The following is a 13075-nucleotide window of genomic DNA, read 5'->3' as shown; positions in this document are numbered from 1 at the left end:
TAAATTCCAGTGAAACATTTTTGGCGGAGAAGCAATGCAGTGGCTGGATGAGGTCGCTTCTATTACTGCTAACCGCTATACCCGTCAACGAATGATCACCGTAAAAATTGAGAATGTTCACTTCCTGAAACCAATATTACCCAATACCATACTTAATATAGCCGGAAGAATTGTTAAAATCGGGAATGTAAAAATATTTATTGAAGTCGAAGTTTTTTCCGAGGATATGTTTTCTCAACACCTGGAAAAAACAATGGAAGCAGATTTTGTTTTTGCAGCCTGCAATGATGATTTATCTCCTACTCCTTTAAAAATGCAGAAGGACCTTTAAACCTGTCATCTGACTTTTTTTGGGAAAATTGCTCAACTTTTCCAGTCAGCCAGCCCAGCCGTAACCCTTGAATATCATCTATCATGGGAAGACAGGGTTTTATATCAAGCAACGGCGATTGGTCGATCATGTCAATATCCTCAACAATTAACCGGTTCTCATTAATCTCTATCAATCTTACGGTTGTCATGCCTATTGGGTTAGGACGTAATGGGGAACGGGTTGCGAAGATGCCACGTAATTCATCATCAAGGAATGGCTTGACAATCAATGCATGTTTTTCAACCAAATGAAGATGGTAAATCAAAATGATATGTGAAAAGCCCTCCAGATCTTTTAATCCGGCAATAAATTTCGGAAAAATTTCAATGGTTGCCTTTATGCCCTTTCCTCCGGCACCTTGAATGGGAATATTGTCCATGGTGTTGAAGGGCGTATGGATAATTCCGATAGGGGTGTAAATGATTTTTTGCATTTTTAAGTATATGACATCGATCTCTTTGGGGCGTCAGGAGAAATTTTCAAATGATTATTATTTTACCACTTCTGATATTTTTTACAAAATACATTGCAAAGGAACGATATAAAAAATGAGTCCATTTGCCAAAAGGAACGATGATCAATGCTCATTGTGCAAGAATGGTTAGTTGAAATAAGTACATCCAAACATTTTGATCAAGGATACTGAAATCAGAATCCCGATAATCTTGTCAGCTAAACCGATGTTTTATTCCAATTTATAATTATTGAATTTATTTTATTTTTCCTGCTGCATTTATAAGATTTGAAAAATATATAGCAAAAGGTCTGTATGCCAGATGCGACCATTTTGAAAAAGGCACTTCAATAATTAACATTGGAAATAAAATCATAAGGTGGATCACATAGGTATAATAGGTTAAATAAGGCATACCATTGATCCTGAAAAAATGTAATAAAATGCCTGTAACGGCAGTAAGCATAAGCAGGACTAAAAAAATAAAGTCGGTAAAATGTGTTTTTTTGCTTTTTTCCGAACTTTTTTTAATTCTTAATACAGCAAAGTAAATGATCCCGGCAATTAGCCCAAATGTTGCATAATAGCCTAAAAGTCTTTGCGGATTGTACCACGCGTGAATCTCATCAGTCTGGAACCAGCCTAAAAAGCCAACGATCATTGTAAAGAGCAGGACGTAGCTTGACATTAGAAGGAAGTGAACCAACCAGTAAGTGTATTTCCCTTTTTTAAGTTTTTTGTACCATGAGACTTTTTCTATTTCACAGTCGGCAAACCTGTGCTGTGTGGCAAAATGACCGATAAATGAAGGTAGCATAGTAAAATAAAGTTTGAACGGAATCTTAACATCTTTTCGGCTTAGCACGATCTTCAGATACATATTAAAAATATTCGACAGGAGAAAGAATGAAAGTATTCCAGCTACGATCCAATCTGCCAGTTCAATGATACGCCAAGGGGCGAAAGAATTGAGTTTAACGCCTCCGTCAGGGGTGAGGTCGGTTGTCATCTTACCATGGAAAAACACGAATGCCAGAAGCACTAGAATGGCAATGAACAGAATTGCACCAATCTCCCAGTATTTCGAAGTATAAAGCTTTCTTGAAAAACCTGTCCAATCATATTGAGCAGTGAGCCATCTTCTGAGTGACATCATAAGCTCACCCGGATTTGCCGTTTGAGGGCAATAGGTGGTACATTCACCGCAATAATAACAAAGCCATGGCTTTAACGATAATTTTATATCATTTTCCATTCCTAAGATACTGAATCGCACCATTTCTCTTGGAAATGAATCTTGTTCGGTTGATAAAGAACATACAGCGGTGCAACTGCCACAATTGTAGCATGAATTAAAATTAAACGCACCATATTTCTTTAATTCTTCCCCGAATCTCGGATTAATCTTAACCATTATTTTTTATTTTGTAATAAAAATATTCATCCATATCATCAACTTCAGCGGTTTGCACATAACCATATTTTACAAGTGTCATGAGGTAGTACACTATTTCAGATTCAGGCATATTAATTTTTTTGGTCAGTTGTGGAATGGTCATCTTGCTTTCAGTAAGTGCACCGATGATCATTTTTTTCATTTTATTAAAATATTTCAGGTTTTCGATCACTCCCGAAGAGACTTCCCGCTTATCTTTCAGGTATTTAAAGGTTTTCCCCTTTTCAACTTCCATAGTACTACATTTTAATCAACAGCTTTATTATTCATTAGCATATTAGCACATCAGCACATTCATTTACCCAGCCAACGTCTCAATCATACTTTCTATTTCCCGGTCTGAATAAGAGACCAAATCAATCGCATCTGACGGGCATACCGGCAAACACATTCCGCATCCTTTGCACACTGAATTATTGATCACTGCGATGGATTTTGTACCATCTTCTGCCTTTTTAATGGCATCGAACGGGCAAGCTTCTGCACAAGCGCCGCACCATGTGCAAAGGTTTTTATCAATTCTCGCAACGATGGGTTCAGTTTCCAATTCTCCTATACTCACATAAGAAAAAGATTTTGTTGCCGCCGAAAGTGCTGAATTCACTGATTCCATAATATTTTTGGGACCCTGGCATGCACCGGAGATGGTTATTCCATTACTGACGGTTTCAACAGGGCGAAGCTTCATGTGTATCTCATTAAAAAATTTATCCCTGCCCCTGGGCAATTTAAACAGCGATCCTACTGAATTATTTGCCCGTGGCACCATCCCTGTTACCAGCACCACCAAATCGGCCTCAATTTCCATCTCTTTCCCCCCGGTTAAAATATCGTTAATTTTAACTATAGTTTGATTGCCTTGCCAATACACAACCGGGAGCGCATCTTCATACGATTGCAGATATATATCACCCATCTGCAAGGATTCGTTGTATAGAACCTCTTGCTTTCCGTACGTTCTGATACCCCGGTTAAAATGGTAGTTATATATATTGGCAAATTTCTTCTTCACCATGATGGCCGTGTGAATGGCTGATGTACAACAATAACGGGAACAATACTTATTTTCTCCCTCAACCTGCCGGCTTCCGACACAATAGATGTAAGCAATATTTTTAATTTCCTTGCCTTTAAACGTAAATTTCTTATCACTTAAGTCTAGTAATCGTTTGAATTGAGGTAGCGTTACTACATTGTCGATCTGTCTATAGCCAAACTCCCCGTCATAGGGCGTATATGGATCAAAGCCAATAGCCATTAGCACAGAACCTACATGGATGTCAACGATCTCTTCTTTTTGAGAGAAATCAATGTTTTCGCATATTTGTTCACATTTACCACAACGCGTACAATTTTTAATATCAATAACCGGTGCCTGTGGATATTCACTGGGGAAATTATTGTAAATGGCTTTGCGGCCGGTAATGTTAAAATTAAAATCATCGGGAATTTCAACCGGACAAGCGTCAATGGCGGCCTGCAATTTTCCCTGGTTACATTTTTCTTTTATATAGCGAGGTGTTATTTTTATTTTTAATCCGAAATCACCGATGCTTCCGGCATTTGTAATTACTTCAGCCCCGGTAAAAAGCTTAACGTTTGGTCGTTTTATAAGGTCATTATAAAGCCTGGTTACCAACTCCTTTCCGGTTTCATTGGTAGTAAACAACACATCCCATTGAGCGACTCTGCCACCAATAAAATGCTCCCGTTCAATCAGATAAACCGGACAGTCCATGTTTGACAGTTCGATAGCGGCCTTCATCCCCGCTACGCCACCGCCTATTACAGCAACGGCCTTCTCTGATTTGATTTTAATCGGTTCAAGTGATTCGGCAAAACGGACTTTTGCAATGGCGGCCTTTACAAGATGGATTGCTTTTTCAGTAGCCCCCACCTTATCATCGGAATGAGCCCATGATGCTTGTTCGCGGATATTGGCATGAACATAGTTGTATTTATTTAAGCCCGCTCTTTCGGTAACTGCCTTAAAGGTTATTAGGTGGAGTTTTGGGGAGCATGAAGCTACAACGACCCCATCCAATTTATTATTTTTTATATCCTCCACCATCTCTTTCTGGTTTGAATCGGCACAGGCAAACATGGTTGTTTTGGCTAAGAAAACGCCCTCGTCATTTTCCACTGCGTGTTTTACCTTTTCCACATCCACATAATCGGAGATGTTTCCGCCACAATGGCAGATATAAACACCTACTTTCTTGTTCATTGTTTCTGGATTAAATAACCAATTGCCTCGGAAGATGCAGCACCTGCTGAAAGAATGGAATCAGGAATATCCATCGGGCCGGAAGCTGTTCCTGCGACAAAAACCCCATCGATGCTTGTCCTGGCTGGACTTGCAAAAGAATCAACCTGATAAACAAACTTGAACGGATCAAGTTTTAATTCATCATTCGAAAAAAATGTTGCAGTATCCTGATTGGCAAGGACCCCGACCGATAACACGACCATATCATGTTCAGATTCCTTCACGATTCCCTTATTGATATCTTCGTAACGAAGCATCATGTTTCCGTTTTCTTTTTCAGAAATACGACCGATTTTGCCTTTTATAAAATTCACCCCCATTCCCTTGGCTTGTTCATAAAACTCCTCAAACCCTTTCCCAAACGATCTGATGTTGATGTAATAAATAGTCACATCCGCCATTGGCAATGCGCCCATGAGCAATTGTGCCTGTTTGATAGAATACATGCAGCATATCTGCGAGCAAATCGGGTTTTCCACCGTGGCGTCCCTTGATCCGGTGCAAAGCACATAGGCAATTTTATCGGGTACTTTTCCGTCGCCGGGTCTCAAAATAGTGTTAAACGGGCGTGTTGGCGCCAACTGCCTTTCCATCTGCATAGAGGTAATCACATTTTTATACAGCCCATAACCATAACGAGGCATCATTAGTGGATCGAATAGTTTAAAACCTGTGGCAAGAACAACTGTTTTAACTGTAACCTGATATTCTTCGGGTTCTTGTGTGAAATCAATACAATTGGTCGGACATACCTTTTCGCAAGCGCCGCAGAGTGTACAATTCTCAATATCAATGGCTGCGATTCTGGGGCTGGCAATGATAAACGGTATGTATGCTGCTTTCCGGCCGACAAGGTCCATCTGATATTGGTCACGAACAATTACCGGACACGCCTCTTCGCATAACTGACAACCCGTACAATCTTCCGCAATCACATAACGGGGGTTTTTAACAACGGTTGCATCGAAATTATTATAAGCTATTCTTACAATTTTTTTTACTTCACTCCCCGTGAAAAGCATTATACCCGGATGCCTGGAAACTTCGGACACTTTAGGGGTCGTAATACATGCGGAACAATCCAGCGTAGGAAATACCTTGCTTAGCAAAATCATTTTTCCGCCAATGGACAAATCTTTTTCGACTAACAATACTTTAAATTCATTGTTGGCTAAATTTAACGCTGCTTCACATCCAGCAATACCACCTCCAATAATAAGCGTATCAAACGAGGCATGATTAATTCGTCCCTGCATAATTACGTAAATGAATTTTTTAACAAATATTCATTAAAACTTTTCATCTGCTTAACAAACGATTCGCTGCACACCGAACAAATTGCAGCCATCCGCAACCGGGCAGGTTCGATCTGCCTTTCTTTCATTAGTTGCTGGGTGTAACTCACCATTTTCCCGGTTTTTTCTGTACATGATTCCCCATAAGGACAATCACTGCCATCGGCAGCAATAAAAACTCCATCGAACCCCTTTTCATAAGCATATAAAATCCATCTCGGTTTTATGCCACTTGAACAAGGAATGGACAAAGTATAAACTGTTGGAGGGTAATGCAACTTAAGTAATCCCGCCATGTCAATGGCAGGATCAGATATTTTCTCAGTAGAAAACACCAGGATTTTAGCATTTTTTTTATAAACCCCATCCATATTGAAATTCTATTTTTTCTTCATGTAAATTTTAAAATAACCACTTTCTTCAATGGTACCAAGATACTCATGGCCTTGCTTGGTACACCATTTTGGAACATCTACTTTCGTTCCTTCATCGGCAGATAAAATTTCCAGGATATCGCCTGGTTTAATTGTGACAATGGCTTTTTTTGCTTCCAATAATGGTCCCGGGCAGGCTGTTCCTCTGGCATCAACAGTTTTTGTTAGTTGCAATTTTTTTAATTCTTCGGTTGTCATAATTTTAGATTTTAAAGGTTTTTGAATGTTAAATAAATAAGTTAACATCTGCCTCCTGTGCAGCGGTAATATAGGCTCCAATTCCACAAATATCATCGGCCAAGTCAATAAAGTCGTCCAGTTTGTCAGCACCCCAGACCTTTCCGGCAAGACCGCAGATATGAATCTTTACATCTGTAATGGCTTTGGCTTCTTTAAAAAATTCAACCCATGTTTTCACTTTGAGGTTTTTTAAAGATTGTAAAAATTCCTCTTTCATATCAGGATTTTCGGCCATTTGAAGTTTGTCAGGGTTATCCCCGACATCTTTTCTAAAAGCACGGGCACCTTGTAATAATACATAGATGTCGACTTTCATATCATCTGCCGCAGCACCGCTCAGGATAACTCCTGCAGCAGTTAATTTATCGACGCTACCTGTATATAGCGCAATACATAATTTTTTTGTTTCCATAAGATTTGATTTTTAGTTATTTGACATTAATTATAACACTTTTACAAATAGACTCAATACTTCTTTATGTTCAACAACCTATCGCGTGAGGCTAATTAATTTTTTTTGTGAGATACCTCACATTTTGTAACTTTGCAATATGAAAAACGAATGCCTGAAATGTGCTGTTAAATCGAATGCTGTTTCAACATTAAATGAAGAGGATCTTGAAAAGCTTTCTCATAATTGTGCACTGGTCAAATTCATTAAAGGTGATTCCTTGATTAAGCAAGGCATATTATCCTCGAATGTTGTTTACTTACGAAAAGGGATCGCTAAAATTCATATAACAGGACCTTATTATGAACAAATAACCCGGTTGGTTAAAGCGCCTTGTTATTTAGGCCTGCCAACAACATTTGGGGATAAAATCAATCAATATTCAGTTACTGTAATTGATAATGCTGAGGTATGTTTTATCGATATCAATGCCTTCCGGTTGTTATTGGGAAAAAACGCGCATTTTGCATATGAGATTATGCTTGAGCTTTGCAGAAATGAACTTGCCATTTTTCACAAGTGTGCCAACCGTACTCAAAAGCAAATCCGGGGAAACATTGCAGATGTGTTATTAGAATTTGCAGACTATATTTATGAATCAGATACATTTACCCTGCCTCTTACCCAGGCAGAGATAGGAAACCTCGTCGACGCAAGCCGGGAGAGTGTGAGCCGTGTATTAACCGAATTTAATAAAGACGGAATAATCTGCATCACAGGAAAAAGAATAGAAATTACAAACAAGAAATCTTTGGTAATGATCAGCGAAAACGGGTGATAATATTCCGGATGGTAAAGACCAAAAACTGATCAGACTTCTATTTCGACTCTTGACACCAGCTACCATACAAACTGCACTGCCACCAATGATTAAAACGCCTGTTCAATTTATTAAAAAGTAAATATAATGTTAAGTAATGCACCAATAACAATTGCAGTAAACAACATGATTAACACAATTTTTAACGCATTTTTAATTCCCAACTCTTTTGTCAAAGTAAAAAATGTTGCTATGCAGGGAAGATACAATACCATAAATACAGAAGCAATTATGAGTTGTTTAATATTTAAATTAAACAGTGCAAGTAAGGCAATAGAAACATCTTTTCTTAAAAATCCTAAAATCATTACAGAAATTGTTTCTTTTGGGAGCCCTAAAATACTTGTTATTGGCTGACCAAAAAGGTTGGCAAGAAAATTTGTTACACCTAAAATATTTAGAATCCCGATAATGAATACACCGACAATTATTAAAGGCACAGCTTCCATAATAAAAGCCTTTACCCTTATCCACATTTTTTTTAGTACCATAGGTATATATGGAATACGATATGGTGGTATTTCAACAAACAACTCAGGAGCCTCACCTTTAATGAGCTTATTAAGAATAAAACTATTTAATACGGCAATTAAAAAAAATATTGAAAATATCAGTATAATATATTTAATACCATGTGGTGCAATTAAACTTAATATCAAAGCGGTTTGTGGCATGCATGGCGCAATCATAAGAACTAAAACGGTAGCAATTATTTTTTCTTTGGTAGTTTCTAAAATACGGGTAGAAAGCATTGCGGGCACTTTACAACCAAGTCCGAGAATTACCGGTATAGAGGCATATCCGTGAAGACCTATTTTATGAAGTAAAAAATCTAATAAAACTGCTAACCGTGGCAAATATCCAATATCTTCCAATAAACTTAAAATAAAATAAAATGCAATCATGTACGGTAAAACTACAACCAAGGGAATATATATGCCGGTTGTCAATAAACCGAATGATTCCATTACTTTAGGTGTTGTCCCAAGAAGCAGATGTTGTAAAAAATCGAATGGTAAAATTGTATTTACTACATTAACAATTGCCGGATAGTAAAAATTGTTAAATAATGGGGTAAGTACATAATTTATCAGTCCCTCGCCAATAAATCTGACTGCTATTAAAGTTACAAAGAGAATCATTAAAGCAAATGGGATACCTGTCAATGGCCTGATGGATATTTCTTCTAATCTGTCAAGAAAAGTATGATGTCTATGAGATAATTTTTGTACCTGAGTAACAATATTGCCTATTTCATGCCATTTTTCCTCTTCTTCATACTCATAGGTCTTTGATTTTGTTTCAGGTAATCTATTTATTATTTCTTTTATACCTTCCCCTGTTAAAGCACAAGTAGGAATAACAGGAATATTTAATTTTTTTTCAAATTCAGTTACATCAATATAAATCCCAAGATGTTTTGTTTCGTCCCAAAAATTTAGTGCAATAATGACTGGAATGTTTTGTTTTAATAATTGCAGAGTAAGATTTAAGTTCCTTTCTAAATTTGTTGCATCAACAACATTTATTATAAAATCACCACCTTCATTAAGCATCTTAACTGCAACTTCTTCTGCTTTTGAAGTTGGCTCAAGGGTATAAGTTCCTGGAATATCAATAATTTCAAATTTTTCTTTACCTATTGACAAATATCCTTTAGTAAAATCAACTGTTGAACCAGGGTAATTTGAGGTAATAACATTTATACCTGTCAGACGGGAGAAAATTACACTTTTCCCAACATTTGGATTTCCAATCAGCAGTATTTTCTTCATAAAATTCTTATTCCTATTTACTTCTTCTGTTGTGAAATTGTTTCTACAATAATTCTTTCTGCAATCCCATAACCAACAGCAACATGAGTATTACCAACTTGGACAATTACAGGACCCCGTAAAAATTGCGAGTTGATTTTAGTAATTTCTTTACCTATTCTTATTCCCAATGCATCTAATCTTTTTAACATACCACAACCACCTTGAATATCAACAACCTTACATTTTTCTCCTTCTTTCAATTTCGTTAATTTCATATAAATTTTATTGATGTTGTTATTTCAAATTTAGGTGGATTTGCAATTGTCTTTTTTACTTTGCAAAGTTCGGCTGCATTTGTGAAACTTCAAGCACAGCCAACCAAAATACCGGGTATATAAATAATACAAATACTATTATTAATGACCTTCTTTGTGTATAAAACCTCTCATTATTATTTGATGTTAAAATAAAATTGTAGATATTTTTTAAGCAAACCTAAAATTCCGTAAATAATAAACCTGATTGTTAAAATTGATTTTTTTAATTAAGCCATTATCAATCAGTATGTTTAATCTTTCTTCCGTTGCGTTGGATTTGGCCATTAACTCCAAAACAGCATCCCTTCGCATGGGATGAACGGCTGTTATGCTTAAAATGTCATTGGTGAAATTACCCGATGAAGCAAAGGCATTCCCTTCATATCCATTGAGAAGTTCAGTAGAAATAGAGTGCGAGGTAAAAATTTTATATGCAAAGGCAATGGTTGCCTCATCGGCAGGAAGAATATTTTTAAATGCTGTCGGGCGTGTAGGGGTTGCGATATAGGCTAAATCGGGTTTTGTGTATTGCAGGTATTGTGTAAGCTTTACCAATTCTTCTTCAGTATCGTTTACGTCTTTTATCAGCATGGTTTCAGTAACCAACTTTCCTGTATAGACCTTTGAAAAGACCTGAATAGCCTTTAGAATTGACTCGAGATTTAACATTCTGTGGGGCTTATTGATTCTTTTCCATGAGGAATGGTTAACCGTATCCACTTTAATCGAAATATAATCGGCATTCATCAACTCAGCCTGAACGTCCTTACAGTCTATGAGTGAACTGTTTGTAATGACGGCTACCGGGAACCCGAAAGTTTTAAGTTTTACGATAAGTTCACCCAAATGTACATCCAGGGTTGGTTCACCATCAGGAACAATAGTGATATAGTCTGGTAAATCTTTCGTGTCAAGATTGTTGAATTTATGTTCTATCTGTTTAACAATTATGTCAGGATGGTAGAAATCCTCTCGTTTAACCTGCATTTTTTTTGCTTTACCAATCTGGCAGTAAGCACACGAGTAAGAACATACCTTGTGGGGGATGTTGTTTACTCCAATGCTTCTGCCAAGTCGGCGCGATGGTACAGAACCAAAGATAAGGTTTTCCATGATGTTGTTTGTTCCAGTATGAATGCATTAGATAGACAAACCCTCATACAAACCCTGCAATTGCTGCAATTAGCAGTTTCGACAAAGGCTTTGGCGTCCCTTAATATTATAGTCTCCATGGGGCAGATGTCTATGCATTTGCCACGTAACGAACATCTTTTTCTAGTGCTTCATATAATGTTTTCACCGTTATTTGTTGTAATAAGTTTTTATAGTGTTATAAACAAATTCATTGGTCATAAAATTGTTTTATTAAATTTATTTTTTTGATACATTTTTTTGATTTCATTCAGTTTGCCAGATAAAAGCATTCTTTTAAATGAAGAAATCTTATCAATAAACAGAATCCCTTGAAGATGGTCGTATTCATGCTGGAATATACGGGCTATTAACCCATCGAATTCTTCTTTAATAGAATTGAATTTGGTATCCTGATATCTGACCTTGATTTTTAAAGGGCGTACCACTTCTTCAAAAATTTCGGGAATGCTAAGGCATCCTTCTTTATTAATTCCGGTTTCGTTGCTTCGCCAAATAATTTCCGGATTAATAAAAGCTTTCTCATATTTGCAAATAGATATGTCATTTTCACTAAGCGGAGATGTGTCGATCACAAATACCCTTTTTAAAATTCCTACCTGTGGTCCTGCCAAACCAATACCTCCTGCTTTTTTAAGTGTTTCAAATAAGTTTTCAATTATTTGCACAGGAATGTCTTTCGGAGTGAATTCTTTAGAATATTTTCTGAGAACAGGGGAACCATATTTTAAAATAGGTAGAATCATATATTATATGACTTTTTTTTCAGAAATAGTAACCCAATAAATTGCCTGCTCAGGACAGTAAGAAAAACATAGTCCGCATGCATTACACTGTTCGTGACAAATTATATAACTCTCAGGACTACATGGCACTTTCATTGAAATACAATATTTAATGCACTTTGCACAAGCAGAACTTGATTCTTTAACAATTGCTCCATGCGGGCAAATAATATAGCACTTGTCGCACTTTGTGCATTTTGAAATATCTATGACGGGCAATTGAGCTTTTTCAATTTTTTTCACTTGAAATAAATTAAGGTTAGCCATAGAATAATTCTAATTTTTATTACGGTTTTACCTTTATTTCTGAAAGCAGCAGGTTAGCAACTTTTTCATAAGCAGTTATAACTGTTTTATTGCTTTGACTAAAAATACTCTTACCCTTTTCAGCCGCTTCGCCAACTTCTATGACTAAAGGAATTTGTCCAAGTAGCATTGTATTAAACTCTACTGCCATTTTTTGACCACCCTTTTTACCAAAAATAAAATATTGTTCATCGGGATGTTTATTTGGCGTGAACCATGACATGTTTTCAATAATACCAAGGATAGGCACTTTTAAATCTGGATTGGTAAACATTGATGCAGCTTTACGGGCATCGTTCAGGGCTATTTCCTGAGGTGTGGTAACAATGATTGCGCCACTGAGTTTTAACTTTTGCACAGTAGTAAGTTGAATGTCACCTATTCCCGGAGGAAAATCAATGATCATATAGTCAATGTCGCCCCACTGCGTGTCTTCAAAAAGCTGTGTTATAGCCTTAGCTGCCATGGGACCACGCCAGATCAATCCCTGATTTGTCGCAACAAAAAAACCGATAGACATAATTTTAACCCCAAATTTCTCAACGGGTAACATCATTTCCTTTTCGCCTGAAAACTTTACTCCCGGTTGCGCATTCTCAATCCCAAACATTTTAGGAATTGAAGGTCCGTAAATATCGGCATCGACTAACGCTGTTTTTAATCCTTTACGGGCAAACGTTATGGACAGGTTAGTTGCAACGGTCGATTTTCCTACACCACCTTTACCGGAAGCCACAACAATTATATTTTTCACTCCCTCCATCGGGATCTTTTCAAAAGAATTGCTCATATTAATCAGATTAATAATTAATTTGCTTATTTTACTTTTAACCTGAATTATTCATAAAAAAATGGAAAAGTTTGTTATCTCATTGATAATCATTATCTTTGAGGTGTATAAACTTTTAAACAAACTTTTCCATGAGTAAAGATACAAAAAGCCCAAATACCCATCTTGTTTCTGAT

At 36.8% G+C, this 13075-nt stretch carries 15 protein-coding genes; 2 read left to right on the top strand and 13 right to left on the bottom strand.

Annotated features, from left to right (window positions below; genetic code table 11):
* The first annotated feature begins 16 nt into the window (after positions 1-16).
* Positions 17-331, top strand: coding sequence for an acyl-CoA thioesterase (locus tag NT175_06170; protein ID MCX6234297.1), 315 nt, complete (start codon positions 17-19; stop codon positions 329-331).
* Here NT175_06170 and tsaA read toward each other — a convergent pair.
* From tsaA to NT175_06130, 8 genes are all read right to left on the bottom strand, one after another.
* A complete protein-coding gene (gene tsaA, locus NT175_06165) occupies positions 300-806 on the bottom strand; it encodes a tRNA (N6-threonylcarbamoyladenosine(37)-N6)-methyltransferase TrmO (protein ID MCX6234296.1) in 507 nt (168 codons plus the stop codon). The genes NT175_06170 and tsaA overlap by 32 nt on opposite strands.
* Positions 807-1083: 277 nt before the next feature.
* On the bottom strand, positions 1084-2241 hold the full coding sequence (locus NT175_06160) for a 4Fe-4S dicluster domain-containing protein (GenBank protein ID MCX6234295.1): 1158 nt from the start codon (positions 2239-2241) through the stop codon (positions 1084-1086).
* Complete coding sequence (locus NT175_06155) at positions 2234-2518, bottom strand: ArsR family transcriptional regulator (GenBank protein ID MCX6234294.1); 285 nt, start codon at positions 2516-2518, stop codon at positions 2234-2236. The genes NT175_06160 and NT175_06155 overlap by 8 nt, the downstream gene beginning before the upstream one ends.
* A 63-nt stretch (positions 2519-2581) precedes the next feature.
* Positions 2582-4510 carry a CoB--CoM heterodisulfide reductase iron-sulfur subunit A family protein gene (locus NT175_06150; GenBank protein ID MCX6234293.1) on the bottom strand — a complete coding sequence of 643 codons (1929 nt, stop codon included), beginning with the start codon at positions 4508-4510 and terminating at the stop codon, positions 2582-2584.
* Positions 4507-5808, bottom strand: coding sequence for a CoB--CoM heterodisulfide reductase iron-sulfur subunit A family protein (locus NT175_06145; protein MCX6234292.1), 1302 nt, complete (start codon positions 5806-5808; stop codon positions 4507-4509). The genes NT175_06150 and NT175_06145 overlap by 4 nt, the downstream gene beginning before the upstream one ends.
* A gap of 2 nt (positions 5809-5810) precedes the next feature.
* Complete coding sequence (locus NT175_06140) at positions 5811-6218, bottom strand: hydrogenase iron-sulfur subunit (protein ID MCX6234291.1); 408 nt, start codon at positions 6216-6218, stop codon at positions 5811-5813.
* A 9-nt stretch (positions 6219-6227) separates the two neighbouring features.
* Positions 6228-6479: a sulfurtransferase TusA family protein gene (locus tag NT175_06135; GenBank protein ID MCX6234290.1), complete on the bottom strand. Its 252-nt coding sequence runs from the start codon at positions 6477-6479 to the stop codon at positions 6228-6230.
* Between the two features lie 28 nt (positions 6480-6507).
* Positions 6508-6933 carry a DsrE/DsrF/DrsH-like family protein gene (locus NT175_06130; protein ID MCX6234289.1) on the bottom strand — a complete coding sequence of 142 codons (426 nt, stop codon included), beginning with the start codon at positions 6931-6933 and terminating at the stop codon, positions 6508-6510.
* 139 nt (positions 6934-7072) lie between these two features.
* Between NT175_06130 and NT175_06125 the strand changes: the two genes are divergently transcribed.
* Positions 7073-7750: a Crp/Fnr family transcriptional regulator gene (locus NT175_06125; protein ID MCX6234288.1), complete on the top strand. Its 678-nt coding sequence runs from the start codon at positions 7073-7075 to the stop codon at positions 7748-7750.
* Between the two features lie 113 nt (positions 7751-7863).
* On the opposite strand, the gene NT175_06120 is transcribed toward NT175_06125, so the two are convergent.
* The 5 genes from NT175_06120 to NT175_06100 all read right to left on the bottom strand — a co-directional run bounded on the left by NT175_06120 (position 7864) and on the right by NT175_06100 (position 12899).
* A complete protein-coding gene (locus NT175_06120) occupies positions 7864-9567 on the bottom strand; it encodes a ferrous iron transporter B (protein MCX6234287.1) in 1704 nt (567 codons plus the stop codon).
* Positions 9568-9584: 17 nt separating this feature from the next.
* Positions 9585-9824: a FeoA family protein gene (locus NT175_06115; GenBank protein ID MCX6234286.1), complete on the bottom strand. Its 240-nt coding sequence runs from the start codon at positions 9822-9824 to the stop codon at positions 9585-9587.
* 210 nt (positions 9825-10034) lie between these two features.
* Positions 10035-10979, bottom strand: coding sequence for a radical SAM protein (locus NT175_06110; protein MCX6234285.1), 945 nt, complete (start codon positions 10977-10979; stop codon positions 10035-10037).
* A gap of 236 nt (positions 10980-11215) precedes the next feature.
* The gene (def, locus tag NT175_06105; protein MCX6234284.1) at positions 11216-11764 is read right to left on the bottom strand and encodes a peptide deformylase; all 549 of its coding nucleotides are present in this window, start codon (positions 11762-11764) and stop codon (positions 11216-11218) included.
* A 325-nt stretch (positions 11765-12089) separates the two neighbouring features.
* Positions 12090-12899 (bottom strand): Mrp/NBP35 family ATP-binding protein, encoded by an 810-nt coding sequence (locus NT175_06100; protein MCX6234283.1) that lies wholly within the window; start codon positions 12897-12899, stop codon positions 12090-12092.
* Positions 12900-13075 lie beyond the last annotated feature (176 nt).

This window comes from Bacteroidota bacterium (assembly GCA_026391695.1).
Classification (GTDB): domain Bacteria; phylum Bacteroidota; class Bacteroidia; order Bacteroidales; family JAGONC01; genus JAPLDP01.
This window is presented reverse-complemented; position numbering and strand designations above follow the sequence as displayed.

Bases quoted from the DNA above. Each gene is read 5' to 3' on its own strand.
- tsaA (MCX6234296.1), bottom strand. From the start codon at position 806: ATGCAAAAAATCATTTACACCCCTATCGGAATTATCCATACGCCCTTC.
- NT175_06160 (MCX6234295.1), bottom strand. From the start codon at position 2,241: ATGGTTAAGATTAATCCGAGATTCGGGGAAGAATTAAAGAAATATGGT.
- NT175_06155 (MCX6234294.1), bottom strand. From the start codon at position 2,518: ATGGAAGTTGAAAAGGGGAAAACCTTTAAATACCTGAAAGATAAGCGG.
- NT175_06150 (MCX6234293.1), bottom strand. From the start codon at position 4,510: ATGAACAAGAAAGTAGGTGTTTATATCTGCCATTGTGGCGGAAACATC.
- NT175_06145 (MCX6234292.1), bottom strand. From the start codon at position 5,808: ATGCAGGGACGAATTAATCATGCCTCGTTTGATACGCTTATTATTGGA.
- NT175_06140 (MCX6234291.1), bottom strand. From the start codon at position 6,218: ATGGATGGGGTTTATAAAAAAAATGCTAAAATCCTGGTGTTTTCTACT.
- NT175_06135 (MCX6234290.1), bottom strand. From the start codon at position 6,479: ATGACAACCGAAGAATTAAAAAAATTGCAACTAACAAAAACTGTTGAT.
- NT175_06130 (MCX6234289.1), bottom strand. From the start codon at position 6,933: ATGGAAACAAAAAAATTATGTATTGCGCTATATACAGGTAGCGTCGAT.
- NT175_06125 (MCX6234288.1), top strand. From the start codon at position 7,073: ATGAAAAACGAATGCCTGAAATGTGCTGTTAAATCGAATGCTGTTTCA.
- NT175_06120 (MCX6234287.1), bottom strand. From the start codon at position 9,567: ATGAAGAAAATACTGCTGATTGGAAATCCAAATGTTGGGAAAAGTGTA.
- NT175_06115 (MCX6234286.1), bottom strand. From the start codon at position 9,824: ATGAAATTAACGAAATTGAAAGAAGGAGAAAAATGTAAGGTTGTTGAT.
- NT175_06110 (MCX6234285.1), bottom strand. From the start codon at position 10,979: ATGGAAAACCTTATCTTTGGTTCTGTACCATCGCGCCGACTTGGCAGA.
- def (MCX6234284.1), bottom strand. From the start codon at position 11,764: ATGATTCTACCTATTTTAAAATATGGTTCCCCTGTTCTCAGAAAATAT.
- NT175_06100 (MCX6234283.1), bottom strand. From the start codon at position 12,899: ATGAGCAATTCTTTTGAAAAGATCCCGATGGAGGGAGTGAAAAATATA.